20 protein-coding genes and 2 other annotated features (1 of these 22 only partly in view) are annotated in these 21,351 nt (G+C 37.3%); of the genes, 4 read left to right on the forward strand and 16 right to left on the reverse strand.

Annotated features, from left to right (window positions below; translation table 11 throughout):
* Positions 1-138 precede the first annotated feature (138 nt).
* The 3 genes from ACFO3L_RS01370 to ACFO3L_RS01380 form a co-directional block, all read right to left on the reverse strand.
* A complete protein-coding gene (locus ACFO3L_RS01370) occupies positions 139-651 on the reverse strand; it encodes a GNAT family N-acetyltransferase (RefSeq protein ID WP_379963251.1) in 513 nt (170 codons plus the stop codon).
* A gap of 119 nt (positions 652-770) precedes the next feature.
* A complete protein-coding gene (locus tag ACFO3L_RS01375) occupies positions 771-1,595 on the reverse strand; it encodes a DUF368 domain-containing protein (protein WP_379963087.1) in 825 nt (274 codons plus the stop codon).
* Between the two features lie 126 nt (positions 1,596-1,721).
* Positions 1,722-2,246, reverse strand: coding sequence for an AAA family ATPase (locus tag ACFO3L_RS01380; RefSeq protein WP_379963089.1), 525 nt, complete (start codon positions 2,244-2,246; stop codon positions 1,722-1,724).
* Positions 2,247-2,348: 102 nt separating this feature from the next.
* On the opposite strand from ACFO3L_RS01380, the gene ACFO3L_RS01385 reads away from it, so the two are divergent.
* Positions 2,349-2,624 (forward strand): DUF1294 domain-containing protein, encoded by a 276-nt coding sequence (locus tag ACFO3L_RS01385; RefSeq protein WP_379963091.1) that lies wholly within the window; start codon positions 2,349-2,351, stop codon positions 2,622-2,624.
* A gap of 11 nt (positions 2,625-2,635) precedes the next feature.
* Here ACFO3L_RS01385 and ACFO3L_RS01390 read toward each other — a convergent pair whose 3' ends face one another.
* The 4 genes from ACFO3L_RS01390 to ACFO3L_RS01405 all read right to left on the reverse strand — a co-directional run bounded on the left by ACFO3L_RS01390 (position 2,636) and on the right by ACFO3L_RS01405 (position 7,914).
* Positions 2,636-3,652 (reverse strand): DUF4179 domain-containing protein, encoded by a 1,017-nt coding sequence (locus tag ACFO3L_RS01390; RefSeq protein WP_379963093.1) that lies wholly within the window; start codon positions 3,650-3,652, stop codon positions 2,636-2,638.
* The gene (locus ACFO3L_RS01395) at positions 3,645-4,166 is read right to left on the reverse strand and encodes a sigma-70 family RNA polymerase sigma factor (protein WP_379963095.1); all 522 of its coding nucleotides are present in this window, start codon (positions 4,164-4,166) and stop codon (positions 3,645-3,647) included. The genes ACFO3L_RS01390 and ACFO3L_RS01395 overlap by 8 nt, the downstream gene beginning before the upstream one ends.
* A gap of 104 nt (positions 4,167-4,270) precedes the next feature.
* Entirely contained in the window at positions 4,271-5,788 is a 1,518-nt protein-coding gene (locus ACFO3L_RS01400) for a DUF1846 domain-containing protein (RefSeq protein WP_379963097.1), read from the reverse strand.
* Positions 5,789-5,901: 113 nt separating this feature from the next.
* Positions 5,902-7,914: a hypothetical protein gene (locus ACFO3L_RS01405; protein WP_379963099.1), complete on the reverse strand. Its 2,013-nt coding sequence runs from the start codon at positions 7,912-7,914 to the stop codon at positions 5,902-5,904.
* 683 nt (positions 7,915-8,597) lie between these two features.
* Between ACFO3L_RS01405 and ACFO3L_RS01410 the strand changes: the two genes are divergently transcribed.
* Both ACFO3L_RS01410 and ACFO3L_RS01415 read left to right on the forward strand, forming a co-directional pair.
* A complete protein-coding gene (locus ACFO3L_RS01410) occupies positions 8,598-8,978 on the forward strand; it encodes a hypothetical protein (protein ID WP_379963101.1) in 381 nt (126 codons plus the stop codon).
* Positions 8,975-9,394, forward strand: coding sequence for a DUF2871 domain-containing protein (locus ACFO3L_RS01415; RefSeq protein WP_379963103.1), 420 nt, complete (start codon positions 8,975-8,977; stop codon positions 9,392-9,394). Before ACFO3L_RS01410 ends, ACFO3L_RS01415 begins: the two co-directional genes overlap by 4 nt.
* Before the next feature lie 1,073 nt (positions 9,395-10,467).
* Here ACFO3L_RS01415 and metF read toward each other — a convergent pair.
* Both metF and metE read right to left on the reverse strand, forming a co-directional pair.
* Entirely contained in the window at positions 10,468-11,331 is an 864-nt protein-coding gene (gene metF, locus ACFO3L_RS01420) for a methylenetetrahydrofolate reductase [NAD(P)H] (RefSeq protein ID WP_379963105.1), read from the reverse strand.
* A 5-nt stretch (positions 11,332-11,336) separates the two neighbouring features.
* Positions 11,337-13,583 carry a 5-methyltetrahydropteroyltriglutamate--homocysteine S-methyltransferase gene (gene metE, locus ACFO3L_RS01425; protein ID WP_379963107.1) on the reverse strand — a complete coding sequence of 749 codons (2,247 nt, stop codon included), beginning with the start codon at positions 13,581-13,583 and terminating at the stop codon, positions 11,337-11,339.
* Between the two features lie 134 nt (positions 13,584-13,717).
* Here metE and ACFO3L_RS01430 point away from each other — a divergent pair, with 134 nt between their 5' ends.
* Positions 13,718-14,641 carry a LysR family transcriptional regulator gene (locus tag ACFO3L_RS01430; protein WP_379963109.1) on the forward strand — a complete coding sequence of 308 codons (924 nt, stop codon included), beginning with the start codon at positions 13,718-13,720 and terminating at the stop codon, positions 14,639-14,641.
* Positions 14,642-14,686: 45 nt separating this feature from the next.
* On the opposite strand, the gene trpA is transcribed toward ACFO3L_RS01430, so the two are convergent.
* Genes trpA through trpE form a run of 7 tightly spaced genes read right to left on the reverse strand, consistent with a single transcriptional unit; the run spans position 14,687 to position 20,992 of the window.
* Entirely contained in the window at positions 14,687-15,460 is a 774-nt protein-coding gene (trpA, locus tag ACFO3L_RS01435; RefSeq protein ID WP_379963111.1) for a tryptophan synthase subunit alpha, read from the reverse strand.
* Positions 15,453-16,652: a tryptophan synthase subunit beta gene (gene trpB, locus ACFO3L_RS01440; RefSeq protein WP_379963113.1), complete on the reverse strand. Its 1,200-nt coding sequence runs from the start codon at positions 16,650-16,652 to the stop codon at positions 15,453-15,455. The genes trpA and trpB overlap by 8 nt, the downstream gene beginning before the upstream one ends.
* 3 nt (positions 16,653-16,655) lie before the next feature.
* Positions 16,656-17,273, reverse strand: a complete 618-nt coding sequence (locus ACFO3L_RS01445; RefSeq protein WP_379963115.1) for a phosphoribosylanthranilate isomerase — start codon at positions 17,271-17,273, stop codon at positions 16,656-16,658.
* On the reverse strand, positions 17,270-18,028 hold the full coding sequence (trpC, locus tag ACFO3L_RS01450) for an indole-3-glycerol phosphate synthase TrpC (protein ID WP_379963117.1): 759 nt from the start codon (positions 18,026-18,028) through the stop codon (positions 17,270-17,272). The genes ACFO3L_RS01445 and trpC overlap by 4 nt, the downstream gene beginning before the upstream one ends.
* Before the next feature lie 10 nt (positions 18,029-18,038).
* On the reverse strand, positions 18,039-19,043 hold the full coding sequence (trpD, locus tag ACFO3L_RS01455) for an anthranilate phosphoribosyltransferase (protein WP_379963119.1): 1,005 nt from the start codon (positions 19,041-19,043) through the stop codon (positions 18,039-18,041).
* Positions 19,044-19,607: an anthranilate synthase component II gene (locus tag ACFO3L_RS01460; RefSeq protein ID WP_379963121.1), complete on the reverse strand. Its 564-nt coding sequence runs from the start codon at positions 19,605-19,607 to the stop codon at positions 19,044-19,046.
* Positions 19,604-20,992, reverse strand: coding sequence for an anthranilate synthase component I (trpE, locus tag ACFO3L_RS01465; RefSeq protein ID WP_379963123.1), 1,389 nt, complete (start codon positions 20,990-20,992; stop codon positions 19,604-19,606). The genes ACFO3L_RS01460 and trpE overlap by 4 nt, the downstream gene beginning before the upstream one ends.
* Before the next feature lie 63 nt (positions 20,993-21,055).
* Positions 21,056-21,297: a binding site (T-box leader), on the reverse strand.
* A 47-nt stretch (positions 21,298-21,344) separates the two neighbouring features.
* Positions 21,345-21,351, reverse strand: a binding site (T-box leader); it runs 227 nt beyond the window's last position.

Raw genomic sequence — 21,351 nt, forward strand, 5'->3', positions numbered from 1 at the left:
TTAAATGACTGTTCCATCACCTTTTGTGTTAATTTTCACAGTTATTTACAAATTGATTATACATCGATAAATCAAAAGCGTCAACAAAATATATAAAAAAATATATATTTTGTTGACGCTTTTTAATATGTAAAAGATTTATCCGATATTTTTCAATAAAATAAAATCGATTTGTTCATCATCACCCATAACAAAAGAGTGCTCCCCTATGCGATTAAACCCCATTTTTTTATAAAAGGATTGCGCATTAAAATTGTATTCCCAGACACCTAACCAAAGCGTCGTTTTTCCAAAATCATTTGCTTTCTCTTGGGCAAATTGCAGTAATTGCTTGCCATAGCCTTTTCTAAAATGAGCTTTACGAATATAGATTCGTTCGACTTCTAAACTATTTTCAGCAATTTTTTCTGTTTGTGCTTGCTCAATATTCAATTTGATATAGCCTAAAATTTCTCCTTGATCTTTTAAGAAGTAAAAGAAACTATCTTTATTTCTTAGCTCTTCTAGCAATTTTTCATCTGCATACGCACGCTCCAAATATTGTTGCATATTTTCAACCGTATTTTGCGCCGCGAATGTATCATTAAACGTTTCAATTCCAACCATTTTTAGAATCTCTAAATCCTCAGGTTGACACGCAGTAATTTCCAATTGTTGCATTGGACCAACTCCTTTATCTTTGTCATTTTCTAATCGTATCTATCTGTCGTTCAAAAGTCAAAGAAAAAAACATTTAAAATGTCGAAAACGACGCTTTAAATGTCTTGCTCTTATTTGTATTTTTCTTCTAGCGCACTCATCCATTTACCTAATAAAGCACCGGCAATAATCATAACCACACACAAAGCGTATTGTGCCCAACCAAATCCGCTATAGTTTGTCGGGATAATCATGATGGTTGAAGCAAAAACGATTCCTAAAATAAAATGGAATAGTTTTGAAAAATGACTTTGGAAAATGGCATCCATGATTTTTGATAAAGTAATAATGACCACTAAGCCACCTATCGCAATTGGTAATAAAATACCAAAATCGAGTGTTTTAATCCCATCCGACATCGCTTTATACATACCCATGTAAACTAAAAAATTTGAAGGACTTAATCCTGGGACAATAATACCTAATGCAATCAGTCCACCAGCAATCATCCAGGTAAAGAAGTTTTGATCCACTGTTGCAAATAAATTTTGACCGAAGAATAAGAATAAAATTCCTAAAATAAAAGTCACCACTAAAATTGTTAAGTCATTTGTATCACGGCCTTCTTTACCTGCCTCTTTCCAGAGCGCTGGTGCCGTACCGACAATACAGCCGACGAAGAACCACAAAATAATTGTTTCATAATTGCCTAATAAAAAACTCACTCCAAAAGATAAGAGGTAAATTCCAAAAATCCCTCCCAATCCAACCGGAATAAAATAGCGCACATTTTCTTTAAAGTTTCGCGTTAAATGGGCCAAAAATGAAATAATTCGTTCATAGATTCCAAAAATCGCAGCTAAGGCGCCACCACTGACCCCTGGTAAAATAAATCCTGAACCAATAAACATCCCTTTGACGAAACGCAAAAACCAATCTTTCATCGCATTTGACATGATTTTCTCCTTATATCTATCATTATAAAATTCTATACCTTAATGATGATACCGAAGTTTCTAGTATTTGAAAACCAATTTCGGGAAAAAAAGAGAGAACTTTTACTTTTATTAATGAAATTTAGGCTATAATGATAACAATCTTTGTTGTATTATCTCTGTATTTTTCTCAAGTGTAGCTTTCCCATCGATTTTAAGCACTGGGATGTTGGTTCTTTCCATCCATGAAAAAATAACGTTCGGTGTTCTAGATTGAACAAAAGTTAGAAAATCTTGCCGTTCATTATAAAGAGACGTTCCTTTTTCCAAGGATCCATATCGTTCCTTATCTCTTTGAATGACTCGTTGAATTCGGAGCTCTTTTTCAACATCGACATAGACAATCAGTGAGAGTTTCAATACTAACTCTTTTGAAAGACTGGAAATATTTCCACCAATAATAAATCCATTTGTAGATTGTGTGATTGCATCCATCATTAACCGGCTCGCTTTTGAAGATGTTCGTGGATTTCGGTAATCATGTTGTTTTTCAAACCAATAGTCCTCAACTTCAAGTGCATCGAATCCCAATTTTTTGCCAGCGTATTTTGCGAGTGTTGATTTGCCCGAACCATTTAAACCAACAAGGACAATACCCGTTTTATTTTTCACTACGTTCATCTCCTTCAAACATCATTTTAAGTATTAAAAATATCACAGATTTAAAAATAATTATACGATTTTTACTATACCAAAAAGAAAAGAGGACTCCTTTTGAATATTTATCCATTGATTTATTTCTACATACTAACAATTAATTTCTTTGCTTTCTTTTTAATGTCAAATGACAAATCCCGTGCAAAAAAACGTGAACGTCGCACCCCTGAAAAAATACTTTTCATTACAGCTTGGTTAGGTGGTTCTGTAGGAATGTTACTAGGTATGCGTATTTTTCGCCACAAGACCAAACATCGCGCGTTCACGCTAGGTATTCCAATGATTCTTTTACTACAAATTGGGTTGGTGATTTATTGGTACTATTTCATTTAATATCTCAAAAATTACTCATCAAAATAAATACGAATAGGCTCAAGTGGAATGGTGTCATTTGGATCCCTATCAATTAGTGCCACAGATGGAAAAATATCGATATAGGATGTTTTATCCTGAATCTTATCGAGTATGATTCCGCGATTTTTAGAAATAATCAAATTACCATCAATTTTATCTTCTCCTCTTGAAATCCCTGTCGATATAGATGATATCTCGTTTCCTTGCTCATCATAAATTTGAAAGCGAATTTGATTATTTTTTTCACTCGCTAAAAAAGTTGTTTGATAGTCAAAGGCAACCGACGCTTCTCCCACTATATACGATTCAAACGACAAGACAATATTTTCTTCTGATAATTCTCTCGTAATTTGTAAATCTGTTTCTACATACGGTAAATTTTGAATTGGAACATTAAATTTCCAAGTTCCTTCTTTTTTACCCACACTTAAAAATTCAAGTGGGACACTTTCTATGTCTTCTAGTTGGTCAACATTCGAAGCAATAGAGATAACACCTGATAAACCAGTAGCCGTTTCACTCAAATAAATGAGTTCTTTGGTTTCAGCTATATTCGGGTCGCCATTAAAAATTTGATAAAAGGCACTTCGATTATTATCGTCAAAATCAAATAGCCCATTCATTTCAAATGCTACACCAATAACTCCACCATCATAGTAAGCTTCCGTTATTGCAATCTGAATTCCCTGATCTTCACTTACTTCATTGATTTTAGTCACGAGCCCTTGCTCCTCTAAGCTTCGTCCAACTAAATCATTGAACTGACTATAGAGCGATCCAATAAAAGGAATACTTGCAAAAGCTTGCGAAACTGGTGCAATTGCAAGGCTTAAAATGATTCCCACACTAGCCATCGCTAAGATTATCCCTTTAGGTCTAATCATCGGACTCTTAAAATATGTTTCATGATTTTTCCCCATCAGAATGCCTTTTCTAATTGCTTGGCGAACATCTTCTTCTGGAACTTCAATCGTCTGTTTTATTTTCTCGAATTCATGTTTATTCATCGTAACCCTCACCTTTCAATATTTTTTTCAATTGCTTTCTCCCTCGAAATAAATAAGTTTTTACAGTTCCTTCTGGTATTACGAGTACCTGAGAGACTTCTTTTACCGTTAACTCTTGAAAATAATGCAATAAAATCACATCTCGATACTTCTTACGTAATTGTTGAACGACCTTTAACAGTTCAGAGTTGCTTAGATTTCTATCTGCTTCATTCAAAACTTGAACATTTTCTTCTTCAACAAACGAAATTTTCTTCTTTTTTCGGATGCACTCATAAGACGTGCGAATTAAAATACGAATTAACCAAGTGGAGAAATATTCCACTTCTTTTAGTTTCTTCAGGCCGACATAAGCTTTGTAAGATGTTTCTTGAACAACATCTAACGCGTCCTCTCGATTCCCGACATATAAATAAGCTGTTCGATACAATTGTTCCGTATGTAGTATTAATAACTCTTCAAAAGCTGCTTCGTCACCGGCTTTGGCTCTTTGTACTAACATTCCTTTTTCCATCTTTTCCCTCCTTTTACTTATTAGAGTCCCTTGAGGTCACATTGGTTTCATTTTTCAAAAAAAAAATCCTTTCACGTTTTACCGTGAAGGGATTTTTTACTTACTTAAATATAATACAAGTTTTTTGATGGGAAGTTTGGATCACAAGTAGATGAAATTCCTAAACTACGTAAAACTTGTTCGTCATCTTTGTTTAAAATAACGGTTGAATGAGCTTGTCCATCTTTTAATTCACTTAATTTTCCGTAAGCTAATTGCGCTGTCGGATTGGTTACCGCACTAATCGATAAGGCAATTAAAATTTCAGAAATATTTAAAGAAGTCACTCGGCCATCTAATTCTTTAGTTTTTAACTTTTGAATGGGTTCTAAAATATTTGGTGATAATAATAAAATCTCATCACTAATATTGGCTAATGTTTTAATTGCGTTAAGTAAAGCTGACGCACTCGCATCCATTAGTTCTGAACCACGCCCCGTAATAATCGTACCATCGGTTAACTCCAAGGCCATAACTGGTGGAGTAAACTCTTGGTCCCATTCAGGTAAGCTCTTTAAGCGTTCTGAATACTGACGAGCTGGTGCCACACAATTACGATCTTCTGGTTTCAAATCAAGTTCTTCCATAATGATTTGCATCCGATTTAAGGCATCAATATCGGTTAAGCCTTTTTTATAGTTACTTTCAGTTTCAAAATAACGACGAATAATTTCTTGTCTAGCAGCTTCTTGTACAATCTCATCATCAATAATCCCAAAACCAATTCGATTAACGCCCATATCAGTTGGTGAATGGAATTCTGCTTCACGACCGGTAATACGTTCGATGGTTCGTTTAATAATTGGGAAAGTTTCAATGTCACGATTATAGTTAATGGCTACTTTTCCATAATAATCATAATGGAAAGAGTCAATCATATTAACATCTTTTAAATCAACCGTTGCTGCTTCATAAGCAATATTGACTGGGTGTTTTAACGGAATATTCCAAACAGGGAAAGTCTCAAATTTTGAATAACCACCCGTATGCCCATAACGACTTTCATGATAAAGTTGATTCAAGCAAGTTGCTAATTTTCCACTCCCTGCTCCAGGTCCTGTCACGACAACAATTGGTTTCGTTGTTGGAATATATTCATTTTGTCCAAAACCTTCATCGCTAACAATTTGATCAACATTGACTGGGTAACCTTCAATCTCACGATGTGTGTAAACTTTCATCCCACGTTGACGCAACTTATTCATAAAGATTTTTGTTGATGGTTGTCCATTATAACGAGTAATCACGACACTGTTAACGGCTAATTCATAGTCACTCAACTCATCAATCAAACGTAAAATATCCATATCATACGTGATACCATAATCCCCACGAATTTTATTACGCTCGATATCACCTGCGTAAACACAAATGATGATTTCCGTTTTGTCTTTTAATTTGTGTAGTAATTTAATTTTTGCATCTTCATCAAAACCAGGTAACACGCGTTTTGCGTGCATGTCACCAATTAATTTCCCACCAAACTCCAAGTACAATTTGTCGTAATTGTTCACGCGTTCTAAAATATACTTCGATTGCTCTTCGATATACTTCTGTGGATCAAACCCAATTTTCTTTGCCATAACATACATACCCCTCATCTATATTGACTCGAAAGAAATGCTCTTTATCCATTCAAACAGAAAACGGGCCAATTGACAACTAAAATCGAATAATTTTTAATGAAAAATTAGTTTCATTGACGCTCTAAGATAATCGTCTCATAAGCTTTTAACTTGTAAGGGAGTACAAAATGATCTACTTGTTTTTTCAAAGTTACTTGATGTTGACCATCTCGTGAAATTAAAGTAACTGGAACCTGCTCCAAGTGTTGTTCCTCTGGTAAACAAAGGCGAATTTCTTCAAAATCATCGAGTGAAAAATTCGTAAAATACAAACGTTGTTCATCTTGTTGAAATTGAACGACAGGCATATCGATTAAATAAGCGACCTTGCTTTGAGCTAAGAAACGCTTAATAATTTTTTCTTTGTAGTTAATATATTTCCCATCCCACGCATATTTCAAGTGATAACGAATCGGTAAAACAAAGAACTGTCCAGCAACTTGGGCCATGCCTGTTCCAAAAGCTTCACGATTTTCATTATACAAACTCGTTAAGCATTCGACTTCTGATTCATATTCAACACTTGCCAAGTGACCAATTTGTTGCATCACAGTCATTCGTGCTTTAAAGACCCCTTCAATCGCTTCTGATCCATTCCATTCTTCATGCGTATGCTGGCCTGTTTGTGGCACTAACCACTCATAATTTTTGGCTTTAATTAAATACGCTAATTGACGTTCAAATAAGATAGCGACACTCGTACCGTCTAATAGAACTTGGTTGTGCTCAAATAAGGCAATAATCGCCTCATCGCTTAAATTACGTAAAAGTTGGTCGCTAATCGCAACCACTTCTGAATTTAGTTGCTCTTTTTGTTCAATATCCCATAGAGTACTATTAATTCCAAACGTCGACAACAATGCTGACCATTCAAACTCACGTGGAAACATTTCCTCTAAACTTTCTTGCTCACCACCATGTCGCGTATAAACCGTTCTAGGGCTATACAACACTTTCACACCTTTTAATTCATGGCGTTTAATTGGCTTTTGTGCACTGTAATCAAGTAGTTGTTTACTCTCAGCTAAAATCTTTTGGTGATTATACGACTGAACCACACCATTGCCCATCATGTCGTAAAAATTAAATAAAATCCCTTTGGCTCCGACTAAAAGCGTAGTCTCTAGTTGTAACTGGGTAAATTTGTTTGACTTGGCATACATTGAATACATATAGTTTTCTAACTCAGGTAACATGCGTGCATCCGCCCGTAACATATCCGCCACTGGACGAACATTTCGATTGAACTCACGAATGTATTTCAACCCTGGAATTTCGTTGTAACTGGGTAAATGTGGACGTGAAGTAGCGGGATGTTCAATTGATAATTTTTCAAATAAAGCATGCCAGTCTCGACCTTCTAGTGCATGGTATTCCGGTTGCGAAGACATCAAACCAACACGCGTTTCTGGTGAAATTTCGTGAACGGCTTGAGCGATTGCTTTGGCGATTTGATTCATTTCAAGTGCTACCTGCTCTAAAAAGACCCTGCGTTCCTTAGTGGGTGCTCCTTCTTGGAAAACGCGGGCTACAAATGCTTCGCGCGATAAATTGTCACCCAATTTTTGATTAAAAATAGCCATATGTCCTTCACAAAAACAGCCAAAAGTAAGTGGCTTATGATTGAAATGGCGAAAATCATCATCTAACCAAATATGACTTGGTTGAACACTCGCATACATCCCGTAAATTTCAGCGATATATTCGACAAATTTCGGATCTGCCGGACAAGCTACCGCTGTTGCTTTAACGCCTTGGTAATCCACCATCGTCCGAAACTTAAAATCTTCTGTTAAGTGACGGCCACGATCACTATATAGTAAGTTCGTCCATGGATTCATCGAAATTGTAACGGGTTCGTCTTTTAAGTCCTCCATAAAACGTCGTGTGATTGCTAACCACGGCTCAACTTGTTTTTTAGTGACATGTCCGACATTTAATTCCTCACTGTTAATAATAAGATTAATATCATCTAGTTTGGCTTCATGAGTCAATTGTTTCAGTTCATCCATCTTTGTTTGGTCCCAATAATGTGGATCAATTCCTAACCGTAATGAATAGATATATTTTTCAGATGCTGTCATACGTCGCTTCTTCCATTTATTTTACTCACTTTATCATAATGAATCCTGCTAAAAATGACCATCGAATATTAATGATTTTCATGGACTATCTTCCTTTTCAAAAAATATTTAAGCTTTAATTGTCTGTACAAGAAAAATGGGATTGCCCTAAGTCTAATACTCAGTAAGACAAAGATAGTATGAAAGTATCGAGCATAAAGTCGAGGCCAAAAAGCTTTTAACTGTGGGTGTTAAGTAGTTATTCTAATTAATAACTGACAGTTACAATAGTGTTCTTAGAAATCCCCCACTTCTAAATAAAGTGAAGCATAGGTAATTCAAGATTATTTTCATGTATCACAAAAATCCTTAATCATATCTATCGACTTCTCCATTTTGATATGATAAATTTATAAAGGTGACAAAATGTCACTAAAGAAATCACCTAGAAAATCAGCTCACATCCCACGAAAGGAGAATTACTTTGCCGATAGAACGTCAATCTCGTATTGAAACCATTCTCTTAGATATTTTCTCTGAAAAACATCTAAGCCAAGTCAACGTTTCAGAAATTGTCGAAAAAATGTAAATGTCCCGTGGTAGTTTTTATAAATATTTCGAAGATTTAGAAGATGCTTATCAATATATCATCAAAAAAAATTCAGCTATTATTCATCAAGATATTCTCCGTTACGCGATGATGCATGAGTCTAATTTTTTTCAGGGGAATTCGTGACTATTTTACTTGGTGTGATGCACTTGAGCGAACGAGTAATTATTGGAAAGGTCTTGTGTTACTGACACGTGTTAATCACCAATCGACTGTCAGAAAAAGTGACTTCAAAAAAGATTCTATCTATGCTAAGCAATGGATAGCTCTACTGAAAAAGAACCATTATCATGTCGACTCAAAAGAAGAAGCTGTTGCTTTATTATCTTTTATGACCGAAATGATCATTGATTCTTTAACCAACTGGATTATCAATCAGTCGGATACCCAAGATTTTCTGAGAGACTTTGACTATCGAGTTAAATGGCTAACTCAAGGAATAACAGACAAAAAGAAAGAGGATGACGAACAATGATGAACAAATTAGCAAGAGCAAGTATGACGTATACAATTTTAGGTTTATTGGCTGGACTATTTTACCGTGAGTTTACAAAAATGAATGACTTTACTGGGACAACACAACTAAGTGTTTTACATACGCACTTACTCATTTTAGGAATGTTTTTCTTCTTAATTGTATTACTTTTAGATAATGCGTTTCATTTATCAGCTGAAAAAAACTTCAAAAAATTCTACATTTTCTACAACAGTGGTTTCGGTTTAACTGTTTTAATGATGATTATTCATGGAATCATGCAAGTACTTGATAAATCCGATCATGCAGCAATTAGCGGAATGGCTGGTTTAGGGCATATTATCCTATCAGTTGGTATTTTTTTCTTCTTCCAATCATTATTAAGTGCGGTTAAGAAAAAAAACAGCTTAATATAAGTAAAAAAGAGGTATGACAGCAGTCGCACCCCTTTTATATTTCAGATATTTTTTTAGGTTGAATAATATTTGGTGTTGATGGAAAAATCTCATAGAGATTTTCTTTCAGCACTTTTTTAATTTTGACGACAAAAAGAGACCTCAAACTGATAAAATGTAGTCGGCTAAAACAAACACGATCAGGAGTGAAGCCCCATGGACAATAGTACTAGAAAAATGCTTGGATTAACAGATGAAAATATTACTTTCCCAGAAGATTGGTTGAAGGATGCGAAAATAGACGGTGTCACTGAGGGATCGAACAATTAAAATTAAATTAATTAATCGCGTTTCCTATGGCTATCGCAACCATTATCATTTAAGAGATCAAACATATATCATTCTGGGCTTAATTTTTGTCCCCACTGAAGCTTGATATGAATAATCAATAAATCATTTGAAAACAGCACTAGCGACTCGAAGAAAAATACCTTGTGCCCGCTACGTCAAAAGACGAAATGTGAATTACTCTAGGAGGTGTGAAAAAAGTCGTTTTGCTCTAAGCAACTGGAGGTAAATTTAAACAATCGGGGTTTTCGATTGATTAAATTTAGTGAAGTTGCCGTAAGAGCAGACTTTTTTCACCCGTTTAGTGCTTTAGCACTTAACAAGAGTTTGAAGCTTTCGAGCTGAGTTGTCACGCAGATTCTGATATTGTATCCGTAACTCACTACGTTCGAACGGCTCCAACAACTACAGGCTCTATTAGAGGTCATGAAATGAGCGAATAGTGACGAGTAATAAGCAAAGAATCGTTTGAAAGTGTTTTGTACTTTCAAAAAGATTATAGCTTATTACCGAGTCGCTGCTCATTTCATACCGTTTCGAAGCGGTCTCGCAGCTTTCGTCAACAGGGTGATTTTTCGCAGGGGAGCGGGAGGCTCCGCCACTCTTTTCTAATATCAAAAAATCGATTGAGAAACAATTTACTCTACCGATTATGACGATTATTTTTACTCATTTTGGGCCCATCAAAACAATTTGACGAACAACCATTTTTTACGAGCTAAAATGCCTTTATCAGATTTTTAGCTTTAAACGACAAAACTTGCTGTTTTACTTGTAAACAACGATTGCGTATTGGTGACAATATGTTGCGCTACTTTGGCATCATTCATCGTATACAAATGAATACCTGATACGTCTTGGGTCACGAGATCGACAATTTGATCTACCGCATATGCCAGCCCGGCAGCTCGTAAAGCAATCGGATCGTGTTCGTATTTTTCAAGGATAGCCAAAAATTTACGTGGCAACTTGGTTTTAGTCGTTTTCAGTAACCGCAAAGCTTGATTACGATTAACAATTGGCATAATACCGGCAATGATTGGTGCTCCAATTTCTGCTAATTCACAAGCTTCTTGAAAATGATAGAAACAATCATTATCGAGAAACAGTTGGGAAATTAGTTGATGGCACCCCGCTTCTACCTTCTTTTTTAAGTGTTTAATATCACTTAATCGACTGATTGATTCTGGATGGATTTCCGGATAACAAGCGCCACTTAAATCAAACTGCGGGGCGACTTGTTTAATATAACTCGTCAATTCACTAGCATACTGAAAATCAGTTTTTGGTGTTAACTGTGGTAAGATATCGCCACGCAAGGCCAAAACTTGATGGATTCCTAATTTATCTAGCTGTGACAAAACTTCATCGACTTCTTGCCTAGATAAATAAGTGGCTGGTAAATGTGCTATTGTTGAAATATTCAATTCTTGATGAATATAACTAGCTACTTTAACGGTTGTCTCGGCGACATTATTTGTGCCATTACTACAAGTGACACTAATAAACTCGGGTTGCAATCGTTCGAGTTCTTGGAGTGTTTCAAATAATTTATTGAGTCCGATTGTCGTATTTGGTGGAAAAACTTCAAATGATAACCCCTTTAACAAAATATTTACAACTCCTCTCGTACGCTCCTCGCTGCTTCCGTCATATTGGCTAAACTGGCTCTTGTTTCTGGAATTCCTCGTGTTTTTAAGCCACAGTCAGGATTAATCCAAACTTTTTCAATTGGAACTTTGGTTAAAATCGTTTGGATTGTTTCTTTAATTTCCTCGACCGTCGGTACTCGCGGCGAATGAATATCATAAACACCTGGTCCAACTTGTGTCTTAAAGTTTTGACGCTGTAATTCATCTAAGATTTCTAAATTCGAGCGGGAAGCTTCAAACGAAATCACATCAGCGTCCATTTGATCAATAGCTGGGATAATGTCAGTAAATTCGCTATAACACATATGCGTATGAATTTGTGTTTCTGGTTGGACCTTACTATGAACTAAACGAAAAGCGGGAATCGCCCAATCTAAATATTCTTTGCTCCAATCCGATTTTCTAAGAGGAAGTTTTTCTCTCAGTGCTGCTTCGTCAATTTGAATCATCTTGATACCATTCGCTTCTAAATCCAAAACTTCTTCTTGAATCGCCAATGCAATTTGGTAAGTTGATTCCTTTAGGCTAATATCTTCACGTGGAAATGACCAATTTAAGATCGTCACGGGTCCTGTTAACATGCCTTTCACAATTTTATCCGTTTGGCCTTGCGCATATTTCGACCATTTAACTGTGATGGCTTGCTCCCGTTCGACATCGCCCCAAATAATCGGTGGCTTAACACCACGAGTGCCATACGATTGTACCCAACCATTTTGACTGAATAAATAACCTGATAAATTTTGTCCAAAATATTCAACCATGTCATTTCGCTCAAATTCCCCATGAACTAAAATGTCCAAACCGATTGACTCTTGCCAAGCCAACCAGTCATTTATTTGTGCGGCTACAAAATCATCATACTCAACTTGCGATAATTCTTTACGGTTAAATTTTGCACGAGTTTGTTTAACTTCTTTCGTTTGAGGGAAAGAGCCAATCGTTGTGGTCGGTAAAACAGGTAATTGAAACCGGGCTTTCTGTAAGGTTTCGCGTTGGCTAAAGATTGGTTTTCTGGTAAAATCATCGACTGTCAATTGCGCAATTTTCTCAACCAAAGCCTGATTTTGAACAAATCTTTCCGTTTCAAAAAGTTGTCTATTTAATAGTTGTTGTTCCGTCGCTTCGTCCTTTAAAATCGTATCCAAATCAGTTAGTTCACGTAATTTTTCTTTAGCAAAAGAAAAATGTTGTTTAATCTCTTTAGGAAATGATTCATTTTCAGTCGTAAAAGGGACATGTAGTAATGAACAAGAAGTCGTCAAAACTAGGTTTGAAACATTCAAGGAACGAAGTAAAGCTTGTGTTTTTTGATAATTATTCCGCCAAATATTTTTTCCATTCACAACACCTGCGTACAAAATTTTATCTTGTGGGAAATTTTGTTGTACAAGTGCTTGGTTTTGTATACCTTCAACAAAATCTAAGCCAATCGCATCAATTGGTAAATCGATTAAAGTTTGATACACATCTCGAACATCACCAAAATAGGTTTGAAGTAAAACTTGAATGTTTTTGTTTGCTAATAATTGTTGGTAGGTCAATTCAAATTCTTTGATTTCATCAACTGTCAAATCTTTTACTAGCCCTGGTTCATCCAGTTGTATCGAGATCGCACCCAACTCACTTAGACGAGTAAATACTTCTTTATAGGCCTCAATCAAAGCCTCACTGATTGCTTTTCGATCCACGCCTACTTCGAACTCACACAGTTGCAACAATGTGAAAGGACCGAGTAAAACCGGTTGTGTCTCAATTCCTAGTTGCTTTGCTTCTAAATATTCATCAAAAATTTTGCTGCCTTTTAACTGAATTTTTGTCTTTTTTTCAATTTTTGGTACGATGTAATGGTAATTGGTATTGAACCATTTCTTCATCGGACGGGCTTTAATATCACCTTTTTCTCCTTGATAGCCTCTTGCAATTGCAAAATACCGTTCAAATTCTGATAATTTCGTTGCTTCTAAAGATGCTGGTATGAGATTAAACAAAAAACTTGTATCCAGTGTTGTGTCATAAAAAGAAAAATCATTACTCGGAATAATTGTGATACCACTAGCTTTGATGAGTTGCCAATGTTTTTCACGCAACTCTTTACCAAACGCTACTAACTCTTCTTCGTTAATCTCGTTTCGAAAATATTTTTCTGTTGCATATTTCAATTCTCTTTGTTCGCCGATTCTTGGAAAACCGATAATTGTTGTTGTCATGTCTGATTCCCCCTCAAGTTGTTACGTCATAATTTATCACGCTTCGACGATTTGCGATAATTGATAAAAATAACATCTAGTTATAGCTATAAACTATACCTTCTGCTATATTATTTAAAACGGGAGGGATTCGTATGCGCTTAGAACAATTAATGTATTTAGAAAAAATCATCGAAAAAGGCTCGATTAATGAGGCCGCTAAAGAGTTATTCTTAACACAACCGAGCCTCTCAAACGCTGTCAAAGATTTGGAAAATGAGATGGGGATTCAACTTTTACTGCGTAATGCGCGTGGTGTTAGTCTGACACCTGAAGGGCGAGAATTTTTAGTTTATAGTCGTCAAATTTTAGATCAAGTCAACTTACTCGAAGAGAAATTCAAACATAGCGAGCCAAGAAAACAAGCTTTTTCCGTTTCTGCACAACACTATGCTTTCGTTGTTCACGCCTTCGTTGAATTAATTCGAAGCGTCGATGCCAAAGAGTACGATTTTACCTTGCGCGAAACAGAAACCGAAAATATTTTTTCCGATTTAACTAGTTTCCGTAGTGAACTCGGTGTCTTGTATTTAAACTCGTTCAATCGGCAAGTCATGACGAAACTTTTCAATGAAAAAAATTTAGTCTTCACGCCACTGTTTGATGCCAAACCACATGTCTTTGTGAGTCGCGAGAATCCTTTAACCAAAAAGAAAAAACTCACACTGGAAGATTTAGAAGATTACCCCTATTTATCTTATGAGCAAGGAGAAAACAATTCCTTTTATTTTTCAGAAGAGATCTTAAGTACATGGAATCGAAAAATGAACATTAAAGTTAGTGACCGTGCGACGATTTTTAATTTGATGGTTGGGTTAAATGGCTACACGATTAGCTCGGGGATTATTAGTAGTGAATTGAACGATGATAAGATTGTTGCAATCCCACTGGATCATGATGATACGATGACCCTTGGTTGGTTAAAACAAAAGCAACGTGAACTGAGTCCCGTTGCTCGTCTGTATTTAGAGATGCTAAAAAACCATATTCGACAATATGGTTTTCAAATCTATGAATAAGCTTGCGCAAGCTTCTTTCGTTTGGAGAGAACTTGCGCTTTTTTGTTAACCGCCAGTTAATTGTAAAACCAGTTCACCGGTTTCTTTGATGCCTTTTCTGGCTAATGAATCGACAATTTTCGAGCCAACAATCACGCCATCACAACATGCATTGAAGCGTTCCACATGCGCACGTTCAGAAACGCCAAAACCAGCTAAAACTGGAATGTCACTCACTTTTGTAATTTCACTAAGATGCGTGTCCAACGATTCACGGTACGTTTGATTAACCCCCGTTGTCCCATTCACTGTCACCGCGTAAATAAATCCTTGCGCCTCTTTTACGAGTTGTTCAATTCGTTCTTTTTTGCTCATTAAAGTCACTAACTGAATCAAGGCAATATCGGTTTGATCTAGCTCAGGTAAAATCAATTCTTGATGTTCATAGGGAATATCCGGAATAATCAAACCTTTCACGTCGGTTGATTCCAATTCTTTTAATAGTCGCGTAAAACCAAAGCGTAAAAAGGAATTGGCATATCCCATTAAAATAATTGGAACGGGCGCGTTGATTTGTTGTAATCGTTCAACGATTTTAGCGAAAGTCACTTGATGCGCGAATGCTTGCTGAGCTGATTTTTGAATAATTGGCCCATCTGCAACTGGGTCTGAAAAAGGAATTCCTAACTCAATTGCTGTTGCACCACTATCGGATAATATTTGAATTTCTTCTTCTAATCGTTCCAATCCGCTTCCACCAGCCACGATATATGGAATAAATAACTTCGTCCCTTTGTTTTTTTTATCTTGCAAATACGACGTTAAACTTTTTTCAGGCATTATTTTCACCCTCCATTCGATTTTTAATTTGAATCACATCTTTATCGCCACGACCAGATAAACAAACAACTATAATCTTTTCTTTTGATAGGTTTGGAGCTAATTTGATGAGGTGAGCTATTGCATGTGAACTTTCTAGGGCTGGAATAATCCCTTCTGTTCGAGAGAGTAAATGAAAAGCAGCGAGTGCTTCTTCATCGGTCACCGCAACATATTTTGCTCGTTTAATATCTGCTAGATAAGAATGTTCCGGACCAACACCAGGATAATCAAGTCCAGCTGAAATCGAATACGGCTCGATGACTTGACCGTCTTCATCTTGTAGTAAATACATCTTTGATCCATGGAGAATACCGACTTCGCCTTTTGTTAAAGTTGCTGCATGCTCACTTGTTTCTAGTCCCATTCCCGCTGCTTCCACACCAATTAGTTCGACAGTTGAATCATTAATGAACGGGGCAAATAAACCAATCGCATTACTACCTCCCCCAATACAGGCCATCGCAATATCAGGTAACTTTCCTTCTTTTGTTAAAATTTGTTGCCGCGTTTCTTTTCCAATCACACTTTGAAAATCACGAACCATTTCCGGATAAGGATGAGGTCCCAAAGCCGAACCTAAAATATAATGCGTATCCTCAATATTGGCTACCCAGTAACGTAAAGCCTCATTGACTGCATCCTTTAAGGTATTATTGCCAGCTTCGACACTTTCAACTTTTGCCCCTAAAAGTTCCATGCGAAAAACATTCAAAGCTTGACGTTCGACATCTAAAGCACCCATGAAAACTGTACATTCCATACCAAATAATGCAGCAGCTGTTGCGGTAGCGACACCATGTTGTCCAGCTCCCGTTTCAGCAATAATTTTCTTTTTCCCCATTTTCTTAGCTAGTAAGACTTGCCCTAAGGCATTGTTAATTTTATGGGCTCCCGTGTGATTTAAATCTTCCCGTTTTAAATAGATTTTGGCACCACCTAAATGCTTGGTTAGTTGTTCGGCTAAATATAAAGGTGTTTCACGTCCAACATAATCTTTTAAAATCGCAGCTAATTCTGCTTGAAATCCTTCGTCTTTTTTTGATAATTCATAGGCTTCACTTAATTCTTTTAAGGCTTCCATCAACGTTTCTGGCACAAATTGACCACCATATTCGCCATAAAAGCCTTTTTCATCTGGTTGTTGGTACATCTTCTAACCCCTAACTGCCTGTATGAAGGCCTGAATTTTTTGAATATCTTTTACACTATTTGTTTCAACCGCACTTGAGACATCGACGCCATATGGTTGAAAATAATGAATCGCAGCTTGAACATTTTTAGCACTTAAACCACCGGCCACCCAAAACTGCTTTTGTTGCAATTGTTGTTGGGTCTTTCTTGCTACAACAGACCAATCAAAAACTTGACCATTGCCTCCAGCGTGCTGATGATTGCTCGGCGCATCGAGCAATAAACTGTTCGCCCGACTCCTCATAATTTGTTGCGATAAATCATTCGCTTGACTATCCAATGCTTGAATCAGCGGTACCGTTATAACTTGATTTATCATGCTTGGTATTTCACCATGAATTTGAATAACATCAAGTTCAGCGATTTCGATGATTCGCTGTAAATCGACGAATGATGGTGAAACAAACACTCCCACTTTCTTGACATTTTCTGGAACATTTTGTGTAATCTTCCGCACACATTCCGGCGTCACCTGACGCTTGCTTGGGGCAAAAACAAAACCTAAATAATCGGCACCCGCAGCTACTGTCGCTTCCACGCTCGCTTGATTCATCAAGCCACAAATTTTAACTTTTGTCATAAGCGTTGAACCTGTAACCTTTCCGCAACTTGTGCCGGATTTTCAGCACGCATCAGCGTTTCTCCAACTAAAACGGCCTGATAATTTTTGGCAACTTTTGCCACATCAGCCGCTGTTTTAAATCCCGATTCACTAATATAAACTACGTCTTGTTTACTTGGCGCTAACGCGACACTTGTTTCAAGCGTCACATCAAAGGTTTTTAAATTGCGGTTATTCACACCGATAATTTTGGCTCCCAATTGTTCCGCAATTGCCAGTTCTTTAGCATCATGCGTTTCGACTAAGACTTCTAAACCAAGTTTGGTCGCTTCTGCATAAAGCTCGTACAACTGCTCTAGTGACAAGGCCGCCACAATCAATAAAACAATACTTGCACCGGCATTTCGCGCTCGAATTAATTGCTTTTTGGAAATGATAAAGTCTTTGCATAAAATTGGAACAGCTACCACTTGACTGATTGCATGTAAATCATCGATAGAGCCTTTAAAAAAGACAGTATCAGTTAAAACAGAAATCGCACTCACTTTCGCTGCTTGATATTTTTGAGATTGTTCCAAAATATCAATTGTCGGTTGAATGTCCCCCTTTGAAGGTGAAGCACGTTTAATTTCACCGATTAAATGCATCCGCTCGGGCTTATTTTTGACCGTTTCATAAAAAGAAGCGCGTGGTCGGAACTCTTGCAACACTTCGTCTGGTAGTTGCGCAACTTCACGTGCTTTTTCTTGTAAGATTTTATCTAAAAAATTCATCGACTTCCTCCTATTTTTGCGCTTGTAGTAAGGCTTGTAATTTATCGAAAGCTGCACCAGATGCAATACAGGTTCGAGCCAAGGCAAATCCTTCCTCTAATGTTTTGACTTTTCCATTAGCGAAAAATCCTAGACCAGCATTCAAAACAACCGTTTCTAGATAAGGGGAGGCTTGATTGGTTAGGACGTTCTTTAAAATTTCTGCGTTTTGCTGTGCATCGCCTCCAAGAATTGCTGCTAATGGTAGTGGCTCAAAGCCATAGTCTGCTGGATTTAGAACAAATTCTTGCACCTGTCCCTTTTCTAACAGCGCACACTGGGTTACACCCGATAAATTCGCCTCGTCCATCCCAGAAGCACCATGTAAAACAATTGCACGCTTGCGTCCAAGTTGACCTAGGGTTGCCGCAGTATCAACGATTGTTTCACCCGCATAAGTTCCCATTAACTGTGTTTCTAGCTGTACCGGATTAATCAGTGGCCCTAACATATTAAAAATGGTCGGTGTCGCCAGTTCTTTACGGATTTTCATCACGGCTCGCATACTTGGATGCATGGCTGGCGCATATAAAAAAGCAATCCCAATTTCATTCAACCAATCCGCTAGTTCCTCTGGTTTGGTTTCTAAACGTAATCCCAGCTGCTCTAAAGTATCCGCACTACCCGAACGGCTTGAAATACTACGGTTACCGTGCTTTGCCATGACAATCCCACCAGCAGCTAAGACAAATGCAGCTGTTGTCGACACATTAAAGCTGTTGGAATGATCACCACCCGTACCACAATTATCCATCGAATTTTGTGGTGTATTTGTCACACGTAGCGCATTTTTTTGCATGACTTTAGCAAAAGCCGAAAGCTCAGCTACACTCACACCCTTGTATTTTAAAGCGACTAATAAGGCACCTAATTGCCCTTCAGAAAATTCTTGCCTAAAAATCGATTCTGCAATTTGTTGCATCTCTTCAAAAGATAAATGTTGCCCTTGATATAATTGTTCGAATAATTGCTGCATTTAACTCGCCTCCACGACTTTCATAAAAGTATCAATCATGTGTTGTCCTTGTGGCGTTCCCAAAGATTCCGGATGAAATTGCAACCCAAAAACCGGATAATCTTGGTGCTCCACCGCCATAATCCCATCCGAACACTCGGCGGTTATTTTTAAGCAAGAGGGCAATGTTTCACGTTCAATAATATACGAATGGTAACGCATCACCGTAAGCTCGCCTTCAATTGATTGAAATAGACCGGATTTTTGATATTGAATCATCGATTGTTTTCCATGGATAATTTTCGGTGCTCGAATGACCTTGCCACCAAAAACTTCCCCTAAAGCTTGATGCCCCAGACAGATACCTAGAATCGGTTTCTCGCGGTACATTTGTTCAATTATCGTTGTCAGTAAGCCGGCTTCCTTTGGTAAACCCGGTCCTGGCGATAATACAATCCCTTGCGCTTTTTGTGCCATTGCTAATAAAGTTGGATCATCATTTCGTAAGACTGTGATTTCTACCTCGCCAAATTGTTGCACGAGATTATACGTAAATGAATCATAATTATCGACAAGTAAAATCATCTTTCTCCGACCTCCAATAATGTTTTAGCTTTTTGTAATGTTTCAAAATATTCAGCAGTTGGATCCGAATCGTAAACAATCCCAGCACCCGCTTGGACGTACGCTCGTTGATTTTTTAAGACGAGCGTACGAATACCAATTGCAAAATCCGCTTGATTGTCTTGCGAGAAATAACCGATGGCACCGGCATAGACACCACGTTTAACTGGTTCCCATTCGTAAATCCGTTGCATTGCTCGAATTTTTGGCGCCCCACTGACTGTCCCAGCTGGTAGCGTGGCTTTTAACGCATCCATCGCGGTTAAGCCTTTTTTTAATTTCCCCTCAACTAGCGAAACGATATGCATCACATAGCGATATCTTTCAATCACCATATAAAGTGGGACCGTCACACTGCCGACTTCAGCAATTCGACCAATATCGTTTCGTCCCAGGTCAATCAGCATCAAATGCTCCGCTCGTTCTTTTTCATCGGCCAACAACTCTTCGGCTAATTGATTGTCTTCAGCTTTGGTTGCGCCCCGTTTACGCGTACCGGCAATTGGGTTTGTCATGACTTTCTGCCCCTTAACTTGCAATAAACTTTCGGGTGAAGAACCGATGACCTTCGTCCCTTCATTGAAATCTAAATAATACAAATAAGCTGACGGGTTCGAAAGGCGCAACTTACGATAATAATCAAAAGGATTTTGCTTAAATACCCCAGATAACCTTTGGGATGGCACAACTTGAAATAAATCACCGTGAGTAATGTATTCCTTGGCCTTATTGACCACTTCTTCAAATGCTTCTTGTGTAAAATGACTTGTAAAAGCTAATTTTTCTGGGAGAAGCGTCGTTTGTTCTTCTTTCGTCGGGGTTTGCAGTTCCCTTTCCAAGATGGCTAGCTGACTGTCCAGTTCCCCTTCCGCTCGTTGACTATAAGTATTTTCCACGACTAATGTCAGCGCTTCTTTTTGGTGATCAAAAATAACAAAACTTTCAAAAATAAATAAATCAATATCTGGAATATTCAACTCATCCCGTGGAATCTCACCTAGATTTTCATAGCAAGCAATCACGTCATAGCCGATATAGCCAATGGCACCACCTTGAAAAGGCAGCTCTTCTCGTAATTGATTATCGGTTAAAACATATTGCTCGATTTCTTTTAACGGATCTTTCGTTGGGTACTCTTTTTTTTCAGCCGTCAAATGATTACAAACACTAAAAATTCCTGCTTGAAATTGAAGCTCAAAAACGGGATTAAAGGCGATCACTGAGTAACGACTTGATTCTTTCTCACGTGGAATACTTTCCAGCAAACATTTATTTTTTCCTCTAATTCGTAAAAAGGCTGATACTGGTGTGATGCAATCAGCATTGATTATTTTCGTTTTTCTCATGTTGACACTCCCCTTTGTTATTTATAAAAAAAAGCCCTCAAATCATCACAAAAATAGCAACGATTTGAGGGCGAAAATTCGCGGTACCACCTCAATTGATTTAGTCAAAAACCTAAATCCACTTAATCAGCTGCCCAACAGCAACCTTCCTCTATATCGGGAGTACCCGGAAATCTCCTACTCTATCTTCAAAGATTCATCTACTAAGCCCATTCATGTATCTCAATGTTTGTTTACTTCTCACCGACTGTAAACTCTCTGGAAACATTTTTTAGATTCATTACTCTTCTTAGTTTCGATTGATTATTTAATTTAAAACAACAAAAAAGCCCTCAACACGCCAAATAGCGTTGTTGAGG

The sequence above is a fragment of the Enterococcus eurekensis genome (assembly GCF_042654605.1).
In the GTDB taxonomy this organism is placed as follows: Bacteria; Bacillota; Bacilli; order Lactobacillales; family Enterococcaceae; genus Enterococcus_I; species Enterococcus_I eurekensis.

Excerpts from the sequence above, each read along its gene's own strand:
- ACFO3L_RS01375 (WP_379963087.1), bottom strand. The coding sequence starts at position 1,595 with ATGTCAAATGCGATGAAAGATTGGTTTTTGCGTTTCGTCAAAGGGATG.
- ACFO3L_RS01390 (WP_379963093.1), bottom strand. The coding sequence starts at position 3,652 with ATGAATAAACATGAATTCGAGAAAATAAAACAGACGATTGAAGTTCCA.
- ACFO3L_RS01395 (WP_379963095.1), bottom strand. The coding sequence starts at position 4,166 with ATGGAAAAAGGAATGTTAGTACAAAGAGCCAAAGCCGGTGACGAAGCA.
- ACFO3L_RS01400 (WP_379963097.1), bottom strand. The coding sequence starts at position 5,788 with ATGGCAAAGAAAATTGGGTTTGATCCACAGAAGTATATCGAAGAGCAA.
- ACFO3L_RS01405 (WP_379963099.1), bottom strand. The coding sequence starts at position 7,914 with ATGACAGCATCTGAAAAATATATCTATTCATTACGGTTAGGAATTGAT.
- ACFO3L_RS01410 (WP_379963101.1), top strand. The coding sequence starts at position 8,598 with ATGAGTCTAATTTTTTTCAGGGGAATTCGTGACTATTTTACTTGGTGT.
- ACFO3L_RS01415 (WP_379963103.1), top strand. The coding sequence starts at position 8,975 with ATGATGAACAAATTAGCAAGAGCAAGTATGACGTATACAATTTTAGGT.
- metE (WP_379963107.1), bottom strand. The coding sequence starts at position 13,583 with ATGACAACAACAATTATCGGTTTTCCAAGAATCGGCGAACAAAGAGAA.
- ACFO3L_RS01430 (WP_379963109.1), top strand. The coding sequence starts at position 13,718 with ATGCGCTTAGAACAATTAATGTATTTAGAAAAAATCATCGAAAAAGGC.
- trpA (WP_379963111.1), bottom strand. The coding sequence starts at position 15,460 with ATGCCTGAAAAAAGTTTAACGTCGTATTTGCAAGATAAAAAAAACAAA.
- trpB (WP_379963113.1), bottom strand. The coding sequence starts at position 16,652 with ATGTACCAACAACCAGATGAAAAAGGCTTTTATGGCGAATATGGTGGT.
- ACFO3L_RS01445 (WP_379963115.1), bottom strand. The coding sequence starts at position 17,273 with ATGACAAAAGTTAAAATTTGTGGCTTGATGAATCAAGCGAGCGTGGAA.
- trpC (WP_379963117.1), bottom strand. The coding sequence starts at position 18,028 with ATGAATTTTTTAGATAAAATCTTACAAGAAAAAGCACGTGAAGTTGCG.
- trpD (WP_379963119.1), bottom strand. The coding sequence starts at position 19,043 with ATGCAGCAATTATTCGAACAATTATATCAAGGGCAACATTTATCTTTT.
- ACFO3L_RS01460 (WP_379963121.1), bottom strand. The coding sequence starts at position 19,607 with ATGATTTTACTTGTCGATAATTATGATTCATTTACGTATAATCTCGTG.
- trpE (WP_379963123.1), bottom strand. The coding sequence starts at position 20,992 with ATGAGAAAAACGAAAATAATCAATGCTGATTGCATCACACCAGTATCA.